Genomic DNA, 21,150 nt, shown 5'->3' with positions numbered 1-21,150 from the left:
AACCTGCACCTGGACCTGGACGCGGAGCTGGACCGGGACGGGCGCAGGCGGCCAGGGGGCAGGGTGGTCAGATCTCGACGCGGCCGGCGGTCAGGGCGGGGAGCCGGTCCGCGACGGCGGCGGTGAGGGGGCCGTCGTCCGCCAGATCCGTCGCTCCCAGGACGCGCAGCAGCGCACGTACCGTCTCGACGGGGCGGGTCGCGGGCCCCCAGCAGGCGGCGAGCGCCTCGGCGGCGGGATCGGAGGCCGCCTCACGACCGGAGAGGGCGTCGGCGGCGGCCCGGCGGGTGCCGTTCGCCCATGCGGCGAGGGCGAGTTCGAGCACCGGGGTGCTCGCGCCGCGGGCGCGCAGTGCGCGCAGGGCGGGCAGCCAGCGCTCCGTGATCTTCAGTGATCCGTCGGAGCCGATCTGCCGCAGCAGATGGCGCATGGCGGGATTGCGGAAGCGTACGACGAGGTCGTCGGCGTACGCGGCCGGGTCCGGGCCGCCCACGGGGAGGGTGGGCGAGACCTCCGCGCACAGAGCCCGTACGAGACGTTCGCCCCAGTCCGCCGCCATGGTCTCGGCGATCGTGCTGAGCCCCGTGACCATGCCCAGGTGAGCGAGCGCGGAGTGGGAGCCGTTGAGCAGCCGCAGTTTGGTGAGCTGGTAGGGCGCGACGTCCGGGACGAACAGGGCGCCGTCGAGTTCCCAGGGCGGCCGGGCCGCGGTGAAGGAGTCCTCCAGTACCCACTGCCGGTACGGCTCACCCGTCACGGCGAGGGCGTCCCGTACCCCGAGCGCGGCGACGGCGGCGGCCCGGTCGGCCTCGCTCGTCGCGGGCACGATGCGGTCCACGACGGTCGCGGGGAAGGCGACGGCCGTGGCCATCCGGTCCAGGATCTCCGCGCGGTCCGGCCAGGCCGACGCGCGGACGAAGTCGTGGACCACCCGGGCCAGCGCGGCGCCGTTGTCCGCCATGTTGTCGCAGGACACGACGTCGATCGGGGGCGCGCCGGCCCTCATCCGGGCGGCCAGTCCGGCGGCGAGCCGCCCGACCACCGTGGTGAGCGGCCCGTCCGGGGAGGCCGCGAGGTCGTCGGCGACGGGCCCGGCGGTGGTGTCCAGCCCGCCGGTCGCCATCGACCGGTGATAGCCCTTCTCCGTCACGGTCAGCGTCACCACCGTCACCTCGGGGTCGGTGAGCAGGGAGTCGACGGCCTTGGCGTCGGGGCCCATGGCCAGCGCGCCGACGACCGAGCCCACGACACGCGTGCGGTGTCCTTCCGGACGGCGTTCGGTGAGCGAGTACAGACAGTCCTGCTCCCGCAGGGCGCGTACGGTCCCGGCCGAGCGGGGCGCGACCGCGGTGATGCCCCAGGGCTCGCCGGAGCGGGCGGCGGCGTGCTCGGTGTAGACGGCCTGGTGTGTCCGGTGGAAGGCGCCGAGGCCGAAGTGGACGACACGGGTGCGCAGTTCGGCCGGGTCGACGGCGGGCCGCAGTTCGGGGGCGAGCCGGGGAAGGGTCCCGCGGCCCAGCAGGTCGTCGGCGCTCACCAGTCGTGCACCGTGCCGTCGAGCCGGCGTGCGACCGGGAGGTAGCGACGCTGGTAGGGGAAGCGCTCAGCCGCCTTCTCGTCGTACTCGACGCCGAGCCCCGGCTCCTCGGAGGGGTACAGCATGCCGTCGGAGAACGTCACCCCCGTACGGAACACCTCGGCGGTCTCGTCGGGGTGGCCCATGTGCTCCTGGATGCCGAAGTTCGGCACGGCGATGTCGAGGTGCACGGCGGCGGCCATGCTCACGGGCGAGAGGTCGGTCGCCCCGTGGGAGCCGGTCCGCACCTGGTGGAGCGCCGCGAGGTCGAAGATCCGGCGCAGATGCGTGATGCCGCCCGCGTGGACGACGGTGGTGCGCACGTAGTCGATGAGCTGTTCGGTGATGAGGTGCTGGACGTCCCAGATCGAGTTCATCACCTCGCCGACCGCGATCGGTGTGGTGGTGTGCTGCCGGATGAGCCGGAAGGACTCCTGGTTCTCGGCCGGGGTCGGGTCCTCCATCCAGAACAGCCGGGCCCCCTCGACGCTCTTGCCGAACCGGGCCGCCTCGTTCGGGGTGAGCCGGTGGTGCACGTCGTGCAGGAGATGGAAGCCGAAGCCGAAGCGCTCCCGTACGGCTTCCAGATACGTGGGTGCGAAGGCGAGATAGGCCTCGGTGTCCCAGGGCTGCTCCTCGGGCAGCTCGGTCGCGGCCGGCTCGTAGACCTTGCCCTTGCGCACCCCGTACGTGCCCCCGACATCGGGCACCGCGCACTGGGCCCGTACGGCCTTGTAGCCCAGCTCCAGATAGCGCTCGACGTCGTCGAGGAGCGAGGGCACGTCGGTGCCGCTGGCGTGCGAGTAGACCAGCACGCCGTCGCGCGACCGGCCGCCGAGCAGCTGGTAGACGGGCAGCCCGGCCGTCTTGCCCTTGATGTCCCACAGGGCGGTGTCGACGGCGGCGATCGCGGTCATCGTGACGGGGCCGCGCCGCCAGTAGGCCCCCTTGTAGAGGTACTGCCACATGTCTTCGATACGGGCCGGGTCCCTGCCGATCAGCAGGGGGACCAGGTGGTCGCGCAGATAGCTCGCGACGGCCAGTTCCCGGCCGTTGAGCGTGGCGTCGCCGAGGCCGGTCACCCCGTCCGTGGTGGTGATCCGCAGCGTGACGAAGGTCCGGTCGGGGGAGGCGACGAAGACTTCGACGCTTTCGATCCTGCTCACAGGCACTCCTTGGTACTTCTTGGTACTTCTTGGCTCTCCTGGTCGCGAAGTACTTGTATACAAGCATCTGTATCGCAGCAGGGCAATACTTGTGTCGTCGCTCTACGTACGATGGGGTCATGGCTCAAACGAACGGGCGGACGAACCGGCGCGACATCTATCTGAAACTGCGCCAGATGGTCCTGACCCTCGAACTCGCTCCGGGCGCCGCCCTCTCGGAGAACGAACTCGCCGCGTCGATGGGCGTCAGCCGCACGCCGGTGCGGGAGAGCCTGATCCTGCTGGCCCAGGAGGGCCTGGTGCAGGTCTTCCCGAAGATCGGGTCGTTCGTTTCCCGGGTCGATCCGGGACAGGTCGCCGACGCGCAGTTCCTCCGGGAGGCGGTGGAACTCGCCTCACTGGACGACCTGCCCGCGGAACTCGACGCCACGGTCGTCGGCGAACTGCGGGACAACCTCGACCGGCAGCGTCGGGCGGACCTCGGCCTGGAGGAGTTCTTCGGCCTGGACGAGGCGTTCCATCAGGGCCTGATGCGGCTGAGCGGGCGCGGCAACGTCTGGACCACCGTGGCCGCCGCCAAGGGGCACCTGGACCGGGCCCGCCGCCTCGGCCTCCACGAGAACGTGTCCCCGGCCGTGTTCGTCGCGCAGCACCGCGAGATCTTCGACGCCATCACCGAGGGGAACGTCCCGCTCGCCCGCACGGCGATGCGCACACACCTGCGGGCCGTCTTCGACGACATCGAACGCATCCGCGCGCACTCGCCGGAACTGTTCGCCACCGACGCCTCGTCCGTGCCGGTGCGACGCAACATCGTGGTCTGGGAGTAACCCTCCGGAGGCCCGGCCCTCGCCCTCACCCACGTCGTCAAAGTGCCTCAACCGGTCGGGAAACCGGGCTTCTTGGTGCCAAAGACGAGTTTGCGTGTTGAACGTTCCGCAACCGGATCCGGCCGGTTGACACGGCCTGAGCCGCTCGGTTTACTCCCTGCAGCGCCAACATCGATCTCCTGGCGCCAGAGGTACGCCCAGCCGGTAGAGCGGTTCTCCCGACCGCAAGTCCGGACACAGTCGCCAGGACGGACGCATCGAAGCGCGGTCCGAGGCGGGGACGTACCCCCACCTTCTGGAGCTCCACATGCCCCACACCCATCGTGTGCGATCTCGCAAGCCTGCCGTCATGGCAGCGTCCCTGACCTGCGCCGTCGTCGGCGCCCTGCTCGTCTCCGCAAGCGCGAACGCCGCCCCTCAGGCGGTGGAACCGCCGCCGGTCAACGAGCCCTTCGACTACCAGATCGGCCAGGCCTACACCCCGGCCGCCGGCGTGAAGGTCGTCTCCCGCGACCACACCGCCTCCCCGGCGGCAGGCCTGTACAACATCTGTTATGTCAACGCCTTCCAGGCTCAGCCGGGAGCCGAGGACGAGTGGGGCGACCTGCTGCTGACGGACGCCAATGGCGAGGTCGTCTACGACCCGGACTGGGACGAGGCCTTCCTCGACATCCGCACCGCCGCCAAGCGCCAGCGGGTCGCCGCGAAGGTCAACGCCTGGATCGACAGCTGTGCCGACAAGGGTTTCGACGCCGTCGAGCCCGACAACCTCGACTCCTTCACCCGGACCGACCTGATCAGCAAGGACAACGCCAAGGCGTTCGTCAGGCTGCTCGCGGACCACGCCCACGGCAAGGGCCTGGCCATCGGGCAGAAGAACACACCTGAACTCTCCACCGAGCGCTCCGCGACGGGCCTGGACTTCGCCGTCGCCGAGGAGTGCGGCGAGTGGAAGGAATGCGGCGACTACACCGAGGGCTTCGACAACGACGTCATCGTGATCGAGTACCAGCAGAAGTACTTCGACGAGACGTGCGCCCAGTGGGGCGGCCGCCTCAGCGTCGTCCTGCGCGATGTGCTGGTCACCGCCCCCGGCGACAGCGACTACGTCCGCAAGGCCTGCTGACCCCGACGTCCCCCGTCCGGTAGGCCCCCTCACGGTCCGTGGCCCTTCCTCGCTCCATGCGGGGAGGGGCCACGGGATCCTGGGCGCCGCCCCTCAGCCGAGGAACGACAACCGAACCTTCCTATCCGGATTGTCGCGATTCGTGTCGACCAGGCACACCGACTGCCATGTCCCCAGCTCCAGCCGCCCCTCGATCACCGGCAGCGTGGCGTGCGGGGGCACGAGCGCCGGGAGGACGTGGTCGCGGCCGTGGCCGGGGCTCCCGTGGCGGTGCTGCCAGCGGTCGTCCGCGGGGAGCAGGGTGTGGAGAGCGGCGAGCAGGTCCTCGTCGCTGCCCGCTCCCGTCTCCAGGACGGCCACGCCGGCTGTCGCGTGGGGCACGAAGACATTGAGCAGGCCGTCACGGCCGCCCGCCGCTTCCCGCAGGAAGGTCTCGCACTCGCGGGTGAGGTCGACGACAGCCTCGCTGGATCCGGAGGCGATGTTCAGAACACGGGTGGTGAAGGCATCGGACATGAACCAATCCTCGCCCATCCGCCGAATTCCACACCCTCGACAGCTCAGCGCCCTCCGCTTCCGGTCTCCCTGACACTCCGCTCCGGTCCCCCGTGAGACTCGGCTCCGCTGCTCCTGGCACCCGGTTCCACTTCGCGAGACGGCATTGACCGTACGCGGTCGGGCTGGCTACTTTCGGCGGCATGTTGCGTTCAGTGCTGCTCACCACGCGCGGTCACATCGACCTGCTGCGGGTGGCCTCTGCCGCGTGTCGCACCGGCCGCTGACGCCTTCCCGCCCCAGCACTTCCCGGCATTCCCGCACTCCTGCGCCCCCTCTTCCCCGCCTCCCCGCGTCGGCCTGACGCGGGCCGGAAGCCGGGCCGCTGAAGCGCACCCGTCACCGCCCGCGCGCGCCCTCGCCGCCGGCCCGTCGCTGCGGGCCTGCTCGCGGGCTTCGACGTCCGTACCCTCGAAAGGCTGTTGCTGCGATGGCGACCGACGTTCATCGGACGGTGAGCCCGCAGGAGGGTCCCGTCAGCTCCGACAATGCCTCGGCGAGCACCCGGCGGCACGGGCCGCCGGCACCCGCCCCGGCGGCCCACTCGGCGATCCACCCGGTGGTCCGCGTCCAAGGGCTGACCCGCGCCTTCGACGGCCGCGCCGTCATCGACGACCTTCGACTCGACGTGAAACCAGGCGAGTTCGTGGCGCTCCTAGGCCGCAGCGGTTGCGGCAAGTCCACCCTCCTGCGCATCCTCGCCGGGCTCGACCGTGACATCGAGGGCACGGTACTCGTCCCGCGCCGCAAGGCTGTCGCCCTCCAGGCCACGCGGCTGACGCCGTGGAATCCGTGGAAGAAGGTGTGGCGCAACGTACTGCTCGGCGTGCCCGGCCGGCCCGAACGCGCCCTCGCCGAGCAGGCGTTGACCGAGGTCGGCCTCGTCCACCGCGCCGACGCCCGGCCCAGGAAGCTCTCCGACGGCGAGGCCCAACGGGTCGCGCTGGCACGCGCGTTGGTGCGTACACCCGATCTCCTGCTGCTGGACGAGCCGTTCGGCGCCCTGGACGCCCCGACGCGGATCGAGGCGCAACGGCTCCTCGGCGAACTGTGGCAGCGACGCGGGTGCGCCGTGCTCCTGGCCACGCACGACGTGGAGGAGGCCGTGCTGCTCGCCGACCGCGTCCTTGTGATGGGCGAGGGCGTCATCGCGTACGAGGCCGCCGTCGAACTCGGCCGGCCGCGCGACCTCACCGACCCGCGGTTCGCCGAACTGCGCGCGGGGCTGCTGGCGCGCCTCGGCCCCGATACGCCCGCCGAAGCCTCCTGAAACCCGCCCGGCGGGTCCGGGAAGATCCGCGTCTCCGTCGGAGTTGGTAGAAGCGTGAACAATGCCGGAGCGCAGGTGCGGGAACAGGTACAGGAACCGGTGCGGGAACACGCCCGGGAAGTCGACGTCGTCGTCGTGGGCGCCGGCCAGGCCGGGCTGTCCAGCGCCTACCACCTGCGGCGCACCGGCTTCGAGCCGGAGCGGGACTTCGTGGTCCTGGACCACGCGCCGCGGCCGGGCGGCGCCTGGCAGTTCCGGTGGCCGTCGCTCACGTACGGCAAGGTGCACGGCATGCACGCGCTGCCCGGCATGGAGCTGACGGACGCCGATCCCGACCGGCCGTCCTCCGAGGTCGTCGCAGAGTACTTCGACGCCTATGAACACGCCTTCGACCTGCGCGTACGCCGGCCGGTCGACGTGCGGGCCGTGCGCGAGGGCGACGCGGGACGACTGCTCGTCGAGACGTCGGACGGTACGTGGTCCACGCGCGCGCTGATCAACGCGACGGGCACCTGGGACCGGCCGTTCTGGCCGCGCTATCCCGGCCAGGAGACCTTCCGGGGCCGGCAGCTGCACACCGCCCAGTACGCCGGCCCGCAGGACTTCGCCGGGCAGCGTGTCGTCGTCGTGGGCGGGGGCGCGTCCGGCACTCAGCATCTGCTGGAGATCGCCCCGTACGCGGCCGGAACCACCTGGGTGACTCGACGGCCGCCGGTCTTCCGGGAGGGGCCGTTCAGCGAGGACGTGGGCCGGGAGGCGGTCGCCCTCGTGGAGGAGCGGGTGCGCCAAGGGCTGCCGCCGAAGAGTGTCGTGTCGGTGACCGGGCTGCCGCTCAACGACGCGATCCGGCAGGGCCTCGCGGACGGGGTCCTGGACCGGCTGCCGATGTTCGACCGGATCGCTTCGGACGGGGTCGAGTGGGACGACGGGCGTCGCGTGGCCGCGGACGTCATCCTGTGGGCGACCGGTTTCCGCGCGGCGGTCGACCATCTGGCCCCGCTGCGGCTGCGCGAGCCCGGCGGTGGCATCCGCGTCGAGGGGACCCGGGCGGTCGCCGACGCGCGGATCCATCTGGTCGGGTACGGGCCCTCTGCCAGCACCATCGGCGCCAACCGGGCCGGGCGGGCGGCGGTACGGGACATCCGGCGGCTGCTGGCGGACTCTCCGCGGGTCGCCCCGCCGGACCCTGCCACCACGGTGGGCCCTGTCACGCCCGTCGGCCCCGTCGGTCCCGTCGCTCCGGTCGCCGTGGAGGCCGCCGGCTGATCGATCGCCGAGCGCGTGGACCGGCCGCGCCCGCGCGACGGCACGCGAAGACACACGACGATCGGCGTGATGACTTCCCGCGCCCCCGGAGGGGCGCGGTGGTCCCCGTGAGCACGCACCACGCCGTGGCCGCGGCCCGGCTCAGCCCGCCGATGCCGGAGCGCTCTTGTGGGCGCGGTTGAACTCGGCGACGTTCTTCTTGTGCTGCTCGTAGTCGGCCGTGAAGCGCGTGTCGCCCCGCTTGACGGTGACGAAGTACAGCCAGTCACCCTGGGGCGGCGCGACCGCGGCACGCATGGCCTCCTCGCCGGGGTTCGCGATGGGCGTCGGCGGCAGCCCCATCCGCGCGTACGTGTTGTACGGGCTTTCCAGCTGTGTGTCGCTCTGGCTGGTGCGCAGCGTGCTGCGGTTCAGCGCGTAGTTGATGGTGGAGTCCATCTGCAGCGGCATGCCCCGGTCGAGCCGGTTGTAGATGACCCGGGCCACCCTGCCCATGTCCGCCTTGGTGGCCGCCTCCGCCTGCACGATGCTCGCGACGGTGACGGTCTGGTAGACGTTCATCGCGTTGCGCTCGGCCCCGGCCGTGACCGTACCGCCGCCGAACTTCTTGTTCGCCGTGTCGACCATGTACGAGAGCAGGGACGCGGGGGTCGACTTCTTGTCGATGGGATAGGTCGCCGGGAAGAGGTAGCCCTCGGGGTTGCCGCTCGCGTCGTTCGGCAGTTTGAGGCGCGCCTTCTCCAGGGACTTCTTGCTGGAGCCCGCCGGCAGGGCGAGGACCTTGTCCATGGCCTCGTAGACCTGGCCGGTGCGCCAGCCCTCCGGGATCACCAGGGCCTGGGGTTCCTTCTTGTCGTCCGTGCTCAGCAGCGGCACCGCCACGGCGGTGGCCGCCACGACGGCGCCGGTCGCGATGAGGGCGGTCCGGCCCCGGCGCGTCAGTCGGATCGTTCTCCGTGGCGGGATGGGCGGAGTGTAGTTCTGCATGCGGGCACGTTAACCCGCATATCGTCATAAACTCGACATATAGTCATGTTGTTGGCTCCAGTTGGGCGTCCCTGCGAACCAGCGCGGCGTAACGCCCGTCCCGCTCCAACAACTCCTCGTGCGTGCCGCGTTCGGCCGTGTGCCCGCGGTCGAGGACCACGATCTGGTCGGCGCCCCTAACGGTGGACAGCCGGTGCGCGATGGTGAGCGTCGTCCGGTTGGCCGACAGCGCGTCGATGGCCTCCTGGACGGCACGCTCGGTGCGGGTGTCCAGAGCGCTCGTCGCCTCGTCGAGGATCAGGACCGGCGGGTCCCTCAGGATGGTGCGGGCGATGGCCAGGCGCTGCTTCTCGCCGCCGGAGAACCGGTGCCCCCGCTCCCCCACCACCGTGTCGAACCCGTCGGGCAGGGACGCGATGTGGTCATGGATCTGCGCGGCCTTCGCGGCGGCACGCAGTTCCTCGTCGGTGGCGTCCGGCTTGGCGAAGCGCAGGTTGTCGGCCACCGTGGCATGGAAGAGGTACGTCTCCTGGGAGACCACCCCGATCGCGCGCGCGAGGGTGTCGAAGTCCAGGTCGCGCACGTCCACCCCGTCGAGGGTGACTCGGCCGCCCGTGACGTCGTACAGGCGTGGCACCAGATGACTAAGCGTCGATTTTCCGGCGCCGGTCTGGCCGACGACGGCGAGGCTGCTGCCGGCGGGCACGGTGATGTCGATGCCGTCGAGGATCGGACCGCTCTTGTCGTCGTACCGGAATTCGACGCCCTCGAAACGCACTTCGCCCTTGACCTGGTCGAGGTGGACCGGATGCTCGGGCTCGGTGATGTCGATGGGCAGGTCGAGGTACTCGAAGATGCGCTGGAACAGCGCGAGCGAGGCCTGGATCTGGACGCCGGTGGACAGCAGGCTGACGGCCGGCCGGAACAGTCCCTGCTGGAGGGAGACGAACGCGACCAGGGTGCCGATGGAGACCGCGGGGCCGCCGAACTGCAGGGCCATTCCCGCGGCCCAGTAGATGACGGCCGGCATGGCGGCCATGACGATGCCGATGACGGCCATCCGCCAGCGCCCCGCCATGTTCGACCGGACCTCCAGGTCGACGAGGCTGTCGGACTCCTCCGCGAAGGAGCGGGTGAGGGAGTCGGAGCGGCCCATCGTGCGGCCCAGCACGATGCCGCTCACGGAGAGCGACTCGGTGACCGTGGCGGCCATGATCGCCATCTGCTTCTGGCGCTCGGTGGTGATCTTCTTGCGTTCGTTGCCGACGCGGCGGCTGATCCACACGAACACCGGCAACAGGAGCAGCGAGACGACGGTCAGCCGCCAGTCGAGGGCGACCATCGCGACGATCGTGGCGACGACGCTGGTGAGGTTGGAGACCAGCGAGGTGGCGGTCGAGGTGACCGTCGCCTGCATCCCGCCGATGTCGTTCGCGATGCGCGACTGGACCTCGCCGGTGCGCGTCCTGGTGAAGAAGGCGAGCGACATGCGCTGCAGCCGGTCGTAGACGGCGGTGCGCAGGTCGTGCATGACGCGCTGGCCGACCGTGGTGGAGATCAGGGTCTGCAGGACTCCGAAGACGCCGCCGAGGACGGCGCTGAGGATCATGCCCAGGGCGAGCAGGCTCAGCAGGCCGGTGCGGCCCTGCGGGATGGCGGTGTCCAGGATCTCTTTGAGCAGGAAGGGTGTGGCGACCGAGACCAGGGACGCGGCGCCGACGAGCAGGCCGACGACGGCCAGCCTGCCGCGGTAGGGACGGAAGAGTGTGAGGATGCGGCGCACCTGCCGGGGCTGTCCTGCCTCGACGGGTGGCGGCGTCCAGTTGATGTCGTCGCGGGGCATGGGCTCCTACGGGATGTGAGAAGAAGAGGACTGACGGAGCATAGCTCATTGTTACCTATACTCACAATGAACTAGGTCCTGATATTGTTCCCGTCATGGACACCCCCGACGCCGACGGCCTGCTCGCCGAGCAGCTGTTGCGGTTGACCCGCCGTGTGCACCGCATCCAGAAGCGCCATCTGCAGACGCGGGGGCTCGGCATCACCCCGGCGCAGTCCCGGCTGCTGCGCACCCTCGCCCACTACGGCTCGCCGCCGCGCATGGCCGACCTGGCCGAGCGCCTGGAGGTGGTGCCCCGGGCCGTGACGACGCTGGTCGACGGCCTGGAGGCGAGCGGCAAGGTACGGCGGGTGCCGGACCCCACCAACCGGCGGGTCATCCGCATCGAACTGACGGAGGACGGCGGGCGGGCACTGCGGGAGCTGCACGGCGCGCGCCGGGCGGCCGCGGAGGACATCCTGGCGCCCCTCACGGACGAACAGCGCGCGGTGCTCGGCGGCCTGCTGGACACGCTGGTCGACGGCGCCGCGGCCCCGGCCGACGGGGTCGATGCCGCCCGGGGGCCGGGGCGCGAGTGCTGACGGCGCGCGACTGCTGAGGGCCCGGTGCGGAAAGTCCAACCCCTGGCCACTTCCGTCCCTTGCCCCCCGGCCGACCCCCTAGGAGGGTGACAGCGCGCCAACCCGCGCTTCCCCACCGAGGAGGTCCGATGCACGACGAGAACGCGACACCGGAACCCGACGAGAACCCCGAGGGCCACTCCCGGCGCTCGGTACTGCGCACGGCGGGCATCACCGGAGCGGGGCTGGGGCTCGGTGCGTTCGCGGGTGGGGGCACCGCTCACGCCGCCGAACCCGGGACGCCGGTGGCCGCTACCCCGGTGGCAGCGGCCGCGGACGCCGGACCGGCCGCGCAGGGCAGAACCATGATCGGTGTGCCCTTCGAGGGGCGCGGCACCGTGCGGGTCGGGATCATCGGACTCGGCAACCGCGGCGGCGGCATGATCGACCTGTTCCTGGCTCTCGACGGGGTGCGTGTCGTCGCGCTGTGCGATCCGGTCAAGGACAAGACCGCGAGCGCCGCGGCCAAGGTGGTGGCCGCGGGACAGCCCGCGCCGGCCACGTACACGAAGGGTGAGCAGGACTTCGTCAACCTCTGCGAACGCGGTGACCTCGACTTCGTGTACGTGGCGACGCCCTGGGACCTGCATTTCGAGATGGCGCGGACGGCGATGCTCAGTGGCAAGCACGTCGGCGTGGAGTGTCCGGTCGCGATGCGGCTCGACCAGCTCTGGGAACTGGTCGACCTCTCCGAACGCACCCGCAGACACTGCATGCAGCTGGAGAACTGCTGCTACGGCCGGAACGAGATGCGGGTCCTGCGGATGGCGCACGCCGGGAAGTTCGGCCGACTGCTTCATGGCGCCGGGGCCTACAACCACGATCTGCGCGGCCTGATGTTCGACCCCGACTACTACGAAGGTCCCTGGCGGCGGCTCTGGCACACCCGGCTGCGCGGCGACCTCTACCCGAACCACGGATTCGGCCCCGTCGCCAACTACATGGACGTCAACCGCGGTGACCGCGTCACCCACATCTCCAGTTTCGGGACACCCTCGCTCGGCCTGGCCGAGTACCGCGCCGAGCACATGCCGCCGGGCGACCCGAGCTGGAAGGAGACGTACATCGAGAGCGACCGGACCGTCAGCCTCGTACAGACCGCCAAGGGGCGGGTGATCCGGCTCGAACACGATGTGTCGACGCCACACCCGTACTCGCGGATCAACAGTCTCGGCGGCACGAAGGGTGTCTTCGAGGACTACCCGGAACGGATCTATATAGAGCCCGATCACACAGATGACGCCTGGGGCGACTTCTCGGCGTACGCGGAGTGGGACCACTGGCTGTGGAAGGAGCACTCCGACCCGCCCGGCGGACACGGCGGCATGGACTACATCATGCTGTTCCGGCTCATGCAGTCCCTGCGGCTCGGGCTCGTACCGGACTTCGACGTGTACGACGCCGCCACGTGGACCGCGCCGGTGCCGCTGAGCCATGCCTCGATCAAGGCGCACGGGGCACCGCAGGCGATCCCGGACTTCACCCGCGGGCTGTGGAAGAAGGAACGGCCCGGGGTGGACTCTGAGAAGCCGCAGGAGTGATCTCGCGACGCGGACGGTGCGGACGGGAGTAGGGGGGCGGGGCAGGCCGGGGCCCGACGCGGAGCGGACGCGTCGGGCCCCACGCCCTTCGGCGCGACGAGGTCAGCAGCGGTCGCGGGCCCCGGTGAGGGTGCCCTGCACGGTCGTCAGGAGCCGGTCGTGGCACCCGTCCGAGCCGTACAGCCGGTAGTGCTCACTCGTCGTGGCCACGGCGTGCCGCTGGTCGCGCGGCACGTTAGCGGTGTAGGTCGCGTCGCCCGTGTAGCTGTCGTCGAGCCGCGACCACGCGGAGCGCCGGCCACCGCGTGTCTCCACGACGGACGCCCGGTCCCCCAGCGACAGCACGGTCCGCAGCCGGTCGCCCGCGCCGAGCGTCGTGGTGCCGTCCATGGTGTAGGTGCGGTCCGTACGGGTCGTCACGGCGGGCCCGCGTCCGTCCACGGTGACCTTCTCGTCGTCTGTCCAGGTCCCGTCGAGTACGTCGGTGTTCTCGCCGTCGGTCCAGCGGTGCACGGAGGCGGCGGCCAGTTCGCGGTCGACGGTGGTGGTGACACGGCCGTGCGAGGTGTCGACGTACCCGGACACGGTCAGCCGGTGCCCGGCCCCGCTGTCGAGCCGGTGCTCGGCGCCGGGCGTGTACGTCGAGGAGTTCGTAAGGTCGCCGACCTTGTGGGCGGTGAGCTTCCCGGTGACGTGCGTGCGCTTCGCGTCCTGCCAGACGAGGACGTTCACCGGGGTGCTCCAGCCGCTCTGCCCCTCGGGAACGCCCACTACGGAGACGTCGATCCGGTGCGGGCGGCCGTCGTTGAGCAGCCCCGCGAACGGGGTCAGGTCGTACTCGACGGGCTTGATGTCGAAGGCGCGCGGGCCCGGGATCACGTACCAGAGGAAGGGGTTGGACCAGCCTCCGGTCCACACGGTGGGGAACGGCGCGGCGATGCCCGCGAGTTCGCCGTCGACCTCGACCTGCACCTCGCGGTAGGGGCCGTCCCCGGCCTTGCATGAGTAGGGAGCGGCGTCGGGCACCGTCAGATACCAGTACTCCTCGCAGCCGCCGCCCGACCCTGTGGCGTACACCTCGGCGACGATGCGTTCGCTGTTGCGGGGCGTGGTGAGGGTGCCGTCCTGGAGGGTGAGGACGCGGTCGGGAGTCGCGGCGGCCTCGGCCGTGTGCTGCTTTCCGGCCGGGTAGAAGGTCAGGGTCACCTTGACGTCGATGATTCCCGTGTAGGTGTCGTCGACGACGTTCCCGATCAGCATCTCGACGTCGTGGCCCGCGCGGAAGGTGTCGCTGTAGCGCGTGACGTCCTTCTCCACCGACCACTCGATGCCGTCGGGCGAGGGCTGCGGAGTGGACGTACGGAAGACCTCGACACCACCGATGTGCAGATACCCGAGCCGGTCGTACTGCCGCCCCTTGACCTTGCCGTCGAGGCGCAGCACGACCTTGCTCCAGCGGTCGCCGCAGCCGTGCGGGGGTGCGTACGCGCCCTTGTACGGCGTGAAGTCGCGGAACCGGGCTTCGGCGACCGTCACTTCGCAGGACGTGCCGGCGGGCCGGGTGACGGGCGGGGCGGCGGTCAGCGGGTCGTGCCAGTCGGTCCCGAACTCGGCGGGCGGGTCGGCGAGCCGGGCGGCCGTCGGGGCTTCCGCCGAGGCCTCCGCCGGCCGGGCGGCCTGGGCCGGGACCGCTCCGAGGAGGGTGCTCGCCACGAGGGTCGCCCCGGCGAGCATGGACATGATGATCCGTCTTCTCATGGGCGGTGTTCTACGGGGAGTCGGCCGGTCCCGCAATGCGGCCTCGGGTCCGGAAAGGACCCTCGACCGGATCGGACCTCGTCAGTACCGTGGTACGACCGGTTGGCGAGGGGGCGCTGTGGATCGGGAACGGGACGACGCACCGCGCGAGTTGCCTCGGTTCGCCCTCGGTCCCGTGGCGGCCCTGGCGGCCGTCTTCGCAGCCGTACTGACCGTGCTGTCCGGCCGGTACGGGTACCACCGGGACGAGTTGTACTTCCTTGAGGCAGGCGATCACCCGGCGTGGGGGTATGTCGACCAGCCGCCGCTGACGCCGCTGATCGCACGGGCCGCCACCGAGGTGTTCGGGGACTCGGCCGCCGGGCTGCGGGTTCCGGCGACGCTCGCGTTCCTCGCCGTCGTCGTGGTGGTCGCCCTCGTCGCACGGGAGTTGGGTGGCGACCGGCGCACGCAGGTGCTCGCCGCCGGACTCGCGGGGGTGTCCGCGCAACCGTTGGCGGTCGGGCATCTGGTGTCGACCGCCTGCTTCGACCTGCTGGCATGGCTGGTGATCTGCTGGCTGACGCTGCGGCTGCTGCGCACCGGCGACGGGCGGTGGTGGCCGGCGATCGGCCTGTGCGTCGGGGTCGGTCTGCTGAACAAGTACCTCGTGGCGCTGCTGGTCCTCGCGCTGCTCGCGGCCGTGCTCGCCGTGGGCCCGCGACGGGTGCTGCGCAGCCCGTGGCTGTTCGCCGGCGCGGCCGTGGCCCTCCTCGTGGCGGCGCCGAACCTGTGGTGGCAGGCCGATCACGACTGGCCGCAGCTGACGGTGGCGGAGGGGATCGGCACGGACGACGGAACCGAGAACCGGCTCCTGTTCGTGCCGCAGCAACTCATCTATCTCTCCCCGCTGTTCGTGCCCGTGTGGGTCGCGGGCTGGCTGCGGCTGTGGCGCGACCCGGCGCTGCGATGGGCCCGGGCGACGGCGGTGGCGTACCCGCTGTTGTGCGTGCTGGTCCTGGCGCTGGGCGGCAAGGGGTACTACGTCGTGCCTCTGCTGCTCGTGCTGCTCGTGGCGGGCTGCGAGCCCGCTGTCGGCTGGACGCGGCGGCACGGCCGTGCGTGGCCCGTGGTGGCCGTCGTCGTGACCGTCGCGATCAATGCGGCGGTGACCCTGCCCGTGCTGCCGCAGAGCGCGCTCACCGTGCCGCTGGCGCTCAACAAGGAGCAGGGGGAGCAGATCGGCTGGCCCGAACTCGCCGACGCGGCCGAGGAGGGGTGGTCGGCTATTCCCGTCCGCTCGCGGCCACGGGCCGTGGTGTTCACCAGCAACTACGGCGAGGCCGGCGCCCTCGACCGCTACGGACCCGCGCGCGGGCTGCCTCGCCCCTACTCCGGTCATATGAGCTACGCCGACTGGGGCCCGCCGCCCGACTCGATGGACGGACCGGTACTCGTCGTACGTCAGGAGGACGCGGGCGGCACGCGGCGGTACTTCACCGACTGCCGACAGGTCGCGCGCGTGGACAACGGACACGAGGTGGAGAACGAGGAGCAGGACGCGCCGGTGCTGCTGTGCTCCGGGACCACGAAGCCGTGGTCCCGGCTGTGGCCTTCGCTGCGCCACTACTACTGAGGCCGCGGGTACGGAGGTTGCGCGGGGCCGGGGGTTCGGGCGGCGAGGCCCTGAGCGGCGGCCGGGGGTGAGTGGCTGTCAGGCCTTGAGGTCCGCCTTGTCGCCCATCACCACGACCGGGTTCCGGTCCGGGTCGAGGGTGCGCAGCAGGTACTTCATGCCCGACTTGGACAGGCTCACGCAGGCCGACGTACCGCTGCCGTGGTCCATGTGCAGCCAGATGCTGCCGCCCTTGGACTGGCCCTGGGGACGGGTCGGGTCGTTCGGCGAGGTGCCCTTGACGCGGTTGTAGTCGATGGCGATGACGTAGTCGAAGTCGTTCCAGTGCGACTTGGCCCAGTAGTGCGGAGCCTGGAAACCCGACGACTGCGTGTACGGGAGTTTGGCGCCGGGGTCGGCGAGGACGCCGCCCGAGTCGCTGAGCGTGAACACTCCGACGGGGCTGCGCTTGTCGCCCTCGCGGTGCTCGGTCGTCCAGCCCTTCTTGCCGTTGTGCCCTTCCCAGCTGCGGGTCTTGTCCCAGGTGGAGCCGGACTTGGTGTAGAGCACGATCGTGGAGTCCGCCGAGTCCTTGCCCTGTCCGTAGACCGCGACGACCTGGCGGGAGTCGTCGGGGATCTGCTTCCGCAGCTTGTCCCCCACGTCGGGAATGCGCTTGAGGTCGACGGTGCGCGCCTGTCCGGGCCCGGACCCGTCGCCCGCCTGCCCGTTGCTCTTCTTCCCGCTTCCGTCGTCCGAACCGCCGCAGGCCGTCAGGGGCATCACCAGGGCACCCAGGACCGCGGCCACGGCCGTCGTGCGCATCCCACCGCGTATCTGCATGCCGTCCATCGTCGCACCACGATCGGGACGATCGCGTCCGCCCCCTCGGCTTACCGGTCATATCCGGGCGGTCCGGGCCGAATCTTTGCCCCACGACGGAAAAGCGTTTGCCTGCGGACACGCTACGACGCGAACCTTTCACAGCTTGTTGCATCCCCCACCATCCCCCACCCGTACTACGAGCCTCTGGGACGTCATGCAGATTCAAGACCTTCCGTATCCCGACCCGGGTGTGCCCGACGCACGCTCGGGGCCCCGGTTCCTGGTGTGGCTCGGCCGGAATCAGCTCGGTGGACAGGCGAAGGCCCTGGTCTGGGGGTTGCTGCACTTCGTGTCCGTGTCCGCACTGCCGTTCTGTGTCGGTTTCGCCGTCCAGGCCGTCGTGGACCACTCCGGTGCGCGACTGGGCCTCGCGGGCGGGCTGCTCGCCCTGTGCGGCCTCGGCATCGCGCTGGGCGACACCATGCTGCACCGGGCCGCGGTCACCAACTGGATCACCGCGGCCGCGCGCGTCCAGCAGCTCCTGGCCCGCCGGACCGCCCTGCTGGGTTCCGCGCTGACACGGCGCGTCGCGGCCGGTGAGATCGTCGCGGTCTCGACCGGAGACGTGGAGAAGATCGGCTGGTTCGTGGAAGCCGTGTCGCGGTTCACCGCGGCCGCGGTGACCATCGTGCTCGTGTGCGTCGCCCTCGTCTTCTACCAGCCGGCACTCGGCGTCGTCGTCGCCGTGGGCGTGCCCGTCCTGGCGCTGTCGGTCCTGCCGCTGCTGCCCCGGGCCACCCGTCGCGCCGACTTCCAGCGCGAGAAGGCGGGACGCGCCACCGAACTGGCCTCGGACACCGTCGCGGGCCTGCGCGTGCTGCGCGGCATCGGCGGCGAGGAACTGTTCCTCGACCGCTACCGCCGCGCCTCGCAGGAGGTCCGGCACGCCGCCGTACGCAGCGCCCGCATGTGGGCGCTGATCCACGCGATCCAGGTGCTGCTGCCCGGGCTTCTGCTGATCGTGGTCGTCTGGCGCGGCGTGAACCTGGCGGGCGAGGGCCGCATCACCGTCGGCGAGATGGTCACCGTGTACAGCGCGGTCATGATCCTCACCTATCCGCTGCGGCACTTCACCGAGATCGCGATGGCGTACTCCTTCTCCAAGCCGTCCGCCAGGCGCGCGGCTCGGGTCCTGTCGCTCGAACGGGCCACCGACGGTGAGGGATCGCGCGAGGCCGTCGTACCGACCGGGGACCTGTACGACCCCGCAACCGGGCTGCTCGCGCCCGCGGGACGGCTCACCGCCGTGGTGTGCGGCGACCCGGACACCGCGGGCGAACTGGCCGAACGGCTCGGCGGTCATACGGCGGAGTCCTCCGAACTGCCGTCGGCGCTGGTCGGCGGCGTACCGCTCGACGAACTGCCCCTCGGTTCCGCCCGCGGTGCCGTCCTCGTCCAGGACAAGGATCCGGTCCTGCTCTCCGGAACGCTGCGCGAACTGCTCGACGTGCCCTCCTCCGGAGACGTGAGTCCCGAGGACGCCCTGTCCGCGGCACAGTGCGGCGACGTCCTGGACGCGCTCGCCCAGGGGTCGCTGGACGCAGGCGACCCGATGGACGCGCGGATCACCGAACGCGGCCGGTCCCTGTCCGGCGGCCAGCGCCAGCGCCTCGCGCTGGCCCGGTCGCTGGTCACGGCCCCGGGGGTGCTGGTCCTCGACGAACCGACGTCCGCGGTCGACTCGCACACCGAGGCGCGGATCGCCGACGGCGTCCGATCCCTGCGGGAGGGACGCACGACGGTGGTGTTCACCTCGTCGCCGCTGCTCCTGGACCGTGCGGACCGGGTCGTACTCGTCCACGAGGGCGAAGTGGCGGCGGTCGGCGTGCACCGCGAACTGCTGCACAACGACGCGCGGTACCGCGCGGTGGTGACCCGTGAGACCGACGACGAGGCCGCCGAGCACGAGCTGAACCATCTGCAAAAACTGCGGGAACTGCGGGAACTGGAAGAAATCGAGGAGACAGCATGATCGGCGTGGCCCCACCGGCCTACGACCCGGCGGCCCCGACGACCGCGGAGACCCTGCCCGTCGGCGCCCCCGCGACAGTACGCGCCTACGTGGCCGAACTGTTCCGCCGGCACCGCCGGACCTTCCTGGTGCTCGTCGCCGTCAACACGGTCGCCGTCGTCTCCTCGATGGTGGGCCCCTATCTGCTGGGCTCCCTGGTCCAGCACGTCTCCGACGGCGCGACCGCCGCACGCGAACTCCACCTGGAGCGCACCCTCGCACTGTTCGTCCTCGCCCTGGTCGTGCAGGCGGTGTTCGTGCACCAGGTGCAGCTGCGTGGCGCCATGCTCGGCGAGCGGATGCTGGCCGACCTGCGCGAGGACTTCCTCGTCCGGGCGGTGGGGCTGCCGCCCGGCGTCCTGGAACGGGCCGGTACGGGCGATCTGCTCTCCCGGATCACCACCGACATCGACCGGCTGGCCAACGCCATGCGCGAGGCCGTGCCGCAGCTGGCCATCGCCGTGGTGTGGGTGGCACTGCTGCTCGGCGGGCTCGTCGTGACCGCGCCGCCGCTCGCGCCCGCGGTGCTGGTCGCCGTCCCGATCCTGGTGGTCGGCTGCCGCTGGTACTTCAAGCGCGCGGCGTCCGGCTACCGCTCCGAGGCCGCCGGTTACGCCGCCGTGGCCGCCGTGCTCGCCGAGACCGTGGACGCCGGGCGCACCGTCGAGGCCCACCGCCTCGGTGAGCGCCGGATCGCCCTGTCGGACCAGCGCGTCAAGGAGTGGACCGCCTGGGAGCGGTACACCCTCTGGCTGCGGTCGGTGCTCTTCCCCGCCATCAACGCCACCCACACCACGGTCCTCGGCTCGGTCCTGATGATCGGCGGGTACTTCGTCCTCCAGGGCTGGATCGACGTGGGCCAGCTGACGACGGGTGCCCTGATCGCCCAGATGCTCGTCGACCCGGTGGGCCTGATCCTGCGCTGGTACGACGAGCTCCAGGTGGCCCAGGTGTCGCTGGCCCGGCTGGTGGGCGTCCGGGAGATCGAGCCGGACGCGGGTGACGGGTCGCTGGCCCCCGACGGGCGTGACGTGCACGCCGACGAGGTGCACTTCGGCTACCGGGCGGGCGTCGACGTGCTGCGCAAGGTCTCCCTGGAGGTCGCGCCCGGCACCCGGCTGGCCCTGGTCGGCCCGTCCGGCGCGGGCAAGTCCACGCTGGGCAGGCTGCTCGCCGGGATCTACGCACCCCGCACGGGCAAGGTCACCCTGGGCGGCGCCGAGCTGTCCGGCATGTCCGCGGAACGGGTGCGCTCCCATGTGGCGCTGGTCAACCAGGAGCACCACGTCTTCGTGGGCGCCCTGCGCGACAACCTGCTCCTCGCCCGCACGGGTGCCGACGACGCCGAGCTGTGGGCCGCCCTCGGCGCGGTCGACGCCGACGGGTGGGCGCGGGCGCTGGACGACGGGCTCGACACCGAGGTCGGCTCGGGCGGTGTCGCGCTCACACCGGCCCAGGCCCAGCAGATCGCGCTGGCGCGCCTGGTGCTCGCCGACCCGCACACACTGGTCCTGGACGAGGCCACCTCGCTCCTCGACCCGCGGGCGGCCCGGCACCTGGAGCGCTCCCTGGCACGGGTCCTCGACGGCCGCACCGTGGTCGCCATCGCCCACCGGCTGCACACCGCCCACGACGCGGACGTCATCGCCGTCGTCGAGAACGGCCGCATCAGCGAGCTCGGCAGCCACGACCAGCTGGTCGCCGCGGACGGCGCGTACGCGGCACTGTGGCGGTCCTGGCACGGGTGAGCGGGCGCCCACCCGCCCCTTGGCCTGTCCGGGACCGGCCCACCCGGGAGCGGTCTGCTCGGGAGCGGTTCGCCCGGTACCGGTCCTTGCGGGACCGGTCCATCCGACATCGCCCCGTCCTGGATCACCGGGTCCGGGTCCGGGATCGCCCGGTCCGGGATCGGACCGTCCCGTGTCGGGCGGACCGGTACCGGGCGGGGCGGCCTCGGGGACGGCGGTATCCGGCAGGCCGGGACCGGTGGGGGATCCGCTCGTGATCGGGCCGGTCCGCCACCGCGTCGAGCTCGCCGACCGGCCCCTGTCCGCGCTCCCATGAGCCGTCCGACGTGCTCGGCAGGGCTCCGTGCCGTTGCGCGGTGTCGAAGGTGGGTGGA

17 protein-coding genes and 1 pseudogene are annotated in these 21,150 nt (G+C 71.4%); 11 read left to right on the top strand and 7 right to left on the bottom strand.

Annotation, left to right across the window (positions count from 1 at the left end; all coding sequences use genetic code 11):
• Positions 1 to 67: 67 nt before the first annotated feature.
• Positions 68 to 1,537, bottom strand: coding sequence for a mannitol dehydrogenase family protein (locus tag OHS59_RS38635; protein ID WP_328497970.1), 1,470 nt, complete (start codon positions 1,535 to 1,537; stop codon positions 68 to 70).
• Positions 1,534 to 2,742, bottom strand: a complete 1,209-nt coding sequence (gene manD, locus OHS59_RS38630) for a D-mannonate dehydratase ManD (protein WP_328497969.1) — start codon at positions 2,740 to 2,742, stop codon at positions 1,534 to 1,536. The genes OHS59_RS38635 and manD overlap by 4 nt, the downstream gene beginning before the upstream one ends.
• A gap of 119 nt (positions 2,743 to 2,861) precedes the next feature.
• Here manD and OHS59_RS38625 point away from each other — a divergent pair, with 119 nt between their 5' ends.
• Together OHS59_RS38625 and OHS59_RS38620 are read left to right on the top strand one after the other, a co-directional pair.
• A complete protein-coding gene (locus OHS59_RS38625) occupies positions 2,862 to 3,572 on the top strand; it encodes a GntR family transcriptional regulator (RefSeq protein ID WP_328497968.1) in 711 nt (236 codons plus the stop codon).
• Between the two features lie 307 nt (positions 3,573 to 3,879).
• Entirely contained in the window at positions 3,880 to 4,698 is an 819-nt protein-coding gene (locus tag OHS59_RS38620) for an endo alpha-1,4 polygalactosaminidase (protein WP_443061568.1), read from the top strand.
• 93 nt (positions 4,699 to 4,791) lie between these two features.
• Here the strand turns inward: OHS59_RS38620 and OHS59_RS38615 are convergent, their stop codons facing one another.
• A complete protein-coding gene (locus OHS59_RS38615; protein WP_328497966.1) occupies positions 4,792 to 5,214 on the bottom strand; it encodes a secondary thiamine-phosphate synthase enzyme YjbQ in 423 nt (140 codons plus the stop codon).
• Between the two features lie 182 nt (positions 5,215 to 5,396).
• Between OHS59_RS38615 and OHS59_RS44645 the strand changes: the two genes are divergently transcribed.
• The 4 genes and pseudogenes from OHS59_RS44645 to OHS59_RS38600 all read left to right on the top strand — a co-directional run bounded on the left by OHS59_RS44645 (position 5,397) and on the right by OHS59_RS38600 (position 7,789).
• On the top strand, positions 5,397 to 5,480 hold the full coding sequence (locus OHS59_RS44645) for a putative leader peptide (protein ID WP_373466074.1): 84 nt from the start codon (positions 5,397 to 5,399) through the stop codon (positions 5,478 to 5,480).
• A 153-nt stretch (positions 5,481 to 5,633) separates the two neighbouring features.
• A pseudogene (locus tag OHS59_RS38610) lies at positions 5,634 to 5,711 on the top strand (ABC transporter permease); the annotation flags it as partial.
• On the top strand, positions 5,684 to 6,523 hold the full coding sequence (locus OHS59_RS38605) for an ABC transporter ATP-binding protein (RefSeq protein WP_328497965.1): 840 nt from the start codon (positions 5,684 to 5,686) through the stop codon (positions 6,521 to 6,523). The pseudogene OHS59_RS38610 and the gene OHS59_RS38605, both read left to right, overlap by 28 nt.
• Positions 6,524 to 6,577: 54 nt before the next feature.
• Complete coding sequence (locus OHS59_RS38600; protein WP_328497964.1) at positions 6,578 to 7,789, top strand: NAD(P)-binding domain-containing protein; 1,212 nt, start codon at positions 6,578 to 6,580, stop codon at positions 7,787 to 7,789.
• A gap of 141 nt (positions 7,790 to 7,930) precedes the next feature.
• On the opposite strand, the gene mltG is transcribed toward OHS59_RS38600, so the two are convergent.
• Positions 7,931 to 8,776: an endolytic transglycosylase MltG gene (gene mltG / locus OHS59_RS38595; RefSeq protein WP_328497963.1), complete on the bottom strand. Its 846-nt coding sequence runs from the start codon at positions 8,774 to 8,776 to the stop codon at positions 7,931 to 7,933.
• Between the two features lie 43 nt (positions 8,777 to 8,819).
• Positions 8,820 to 10,619: an ABC transporter ATP-binding protein gene (locus OHS59_RS38590; RefSeq protein WP_328497962.1), complete on the bottom strand. Its 1,800-nt coding sequence runs from the start codon at positions 10,617 to 10,619 to the stop codon at positions 8,820 to 8,822.
• A 95-nt stretch (positions 10,620 to 10,714) separates the two neighbouring features.
• Between OHS59_RS38590 and OHS59_RS38585 the strand changes: the two genes are divergently transcribed.
• On the top strand, positions 10,715 to 11,200 hold the full coding sequence (locus OHS59_RS38585; protein WP_328497961.1) for a MarR family winged helix-turn-helix transcriptional regulator: 486 nt from the start codon (positions 10,715 to 10,717) through the stop codon (positions 11,198 to 11,200).
• Between the two features lie 128 nt (positions 11,201 to 11,328).
• Positions 11,329 to 12,780, top strand: coding sequence for a Gfo/Idh/MocA family protein (locus OHS59_RS38580; RefSeq protein ID WP_328497960.1), 1,452 nt, complete (start codon positions 11,329 to 11,331; stop codon positions 12,778 to 12,780).
• Between the two features lie 102 nt (positions 12,781 to 12,882).
• Here OHS59_RS38580 and OHS59_RS38575 read toward each other — a convergent pair whose 3' ends face one another.
• A complete protein-coding gene (locus OHS59_RS38575; RefSeq protein WP_328497959.1) occupies positions 12,883 to 14,538 on the bottom strand; it encodes a peptide-N4-asparagine amidase in 1,656 nt (551 codons plus the stop codon).
• 118 nt (positions 14,539 to 14,656) lie between these two features.
• Here OHS59_RS38575 and OHS59_RS38570 point away from each other — a divergent pair, with 118 nt between their 5' ends.
• On the top strand, positions 14,657 to 16,153 hold the full coding sequence (locus tag OHS59_RS38570) for a glycosyltransferase family 39 protein (protein WP_328497958.1): 1,497 nt from the start codon (positions 14,657 to 14,659) through the stop codon (positions 16,151 to 16,153).
• 78 nt (positions 16,154 to 16,231) lie between these two features.
• Here OHS59_RS38570 and OHS59_RS38565 read toward each other — a convergent pair whose 3' ends face one another.
• A complete protein-coding gene (locus OHS59_RS38565) occupies positions 16,232 to 16,975 on the bottom strand; it encodes a hypothetical protein (protein ID WP_328497957.1) in 744 nt (247 codons plus the stop codon).
• A 196-nt stretch (positions 16,976 to 17,171) separates the two neighbouring features.
• Here OHS59_RS38565 and OHS59_RS38560 point away from each other — a divergent pair, with 196 nt between their 5' ends.
• Both OHS59_RS38560 and OHS59_RS38555 read left to right on the top strand, forming a co-directional pair.
• Complete coding sequence (locus OHS59_RS38560) at positions 17,172 to 18,989, top strand: ABC transporter ATP-binding protein (protein ID WP_328497956.1); 1,818 nt, start codon at positions 17,172 to 17,174, stop codon at positions 18,987 to 18,989.
• Entirely contained in the window at positions 18,986 to 20,776 is a 1,791-nt protein-coding gene (locus tag OHS59_RS38555) for an ABC transporter ATP-binding protein (RefSeq protein ID WP_328497955.1), read from the top strand. The genes OHS59_RS38560 and OHS59_RS38555 overlap by 4 nt, the downstream gene beginning before the upstream one ends.
• The last annotated feature ends 374 nt before the right edge of the window (positions 20,777 to 21,150 follow it).

Origin of the sequence: Streptomyces sp. NBC_00414 (assembly GCF_036038375.1) — a bacterium.
Classification (GTDB): Bacteria; Actinomycetota; Actinomycetes; order Streptomycetales; family Streptomycetaceae; genus Streptomyces.
This window is presented reverse-complemented; position numbering and strand designations above follow the sequence as displayed.

What these genes read in the sequence shown, in the direction of transcription:
- OHS59_RS38625 (WP_328497968.1), top strand. Translation starts at nt 2,862, where the DNA reads ATGGCTCAAACGAACGGGCGGACGAACCGGCGCGACATCTATCTGAAA.
- OHS59_RS38620 (WP_443061568.1), top strand. Translation starts at nt 3,880, where the DNA reads ATGCCCCACACCCATCGTGTGCGATCTCGCAAGCCTGCCGTCATGGCA.
- OHS59_RS38615 (WP_328497966.1), bottom strand. Translation starts at nt 5,214, where the DNA reads ATGTCCGATGCCTTCACCACCCGTGTTCTGAACATCGCCTCCGGATCC.
- OHS59_RS44645 (WP_373466074.1), top strand. Translation starts at nt 5,397, where the DNA reads ATGTTGCGTTCAGTGCTGCTCACCACGCGCGGTCACATCGACCTGCTG.
- OHS59_RS38605 (WP_328497965.1), top strand. Translation starts at nt 5,684, where the DNA reads ATGGCGACCGACGTTCATCGGACGGTGAGCCCGCAGGAGGGTCCCGTC.
- mltG (WP_328497963.1), bottom strand. Translation starts at nt 8,776, where the DNA reads ATGCAGAACTACACTCCGCCCATCCCGCCACGGAGAACGATCCGACTG.
- OHS59_RS38590 (WP_328497962.1), bottom strand. Translation starts at nt 10,619, where the DNA reads ATGCCCCGCGACGACATCAACTGGACGCCGCCACCCGTCGAGGCAGGA.
- OHS59_RS38585 (WP_328497961.1), top strand. Translation starts at nt 10,715, where the DNA reads ATGGACACCCCCGACGCCGACGGCCTGCTCGCCGAGCAGCTGTTGCGG.
- OHS59_RS38580 (WP_328497960.1), top strand. Translation starts at nt 11,329, where the DNA reads ATGCACGACGAGAACGCGACACCGGAACCCGACGAGAACCCCGAGGGC.
- OHS59_RS38575 (WP_328497959.1), bottom strand. Translation starts at nt 14,538, where the DNA reads ATGAGAAGACGGATCATCATGTCCATGCTCGCCGGGGCGACCCTCGTG.
- OHS59_RS38565 (WP_328497957.1), bottom strand. Translation starts at nt 16,975, where the DNA reads ATGCAGATACGCGGTGGGATGCGCACGACGGCCGTGGCCGCGGTCCTG.
- OHS59_RS38560 (WP_328497956.1), top strand. Translation starts at nt 17,172, where the DNA reads ATGCAGATTCAAGACCTTCCGTATCCCGACCCGGGTGTGCCCGACGCA.
- OHS59_RS38555 (WP_328497955.1), top strand. Translation starts at nt 18,986, where the DNA reads ATGATCGGCGTGGCCCCACCGGCCTACGACCCGGCGGCCCCGACGACC.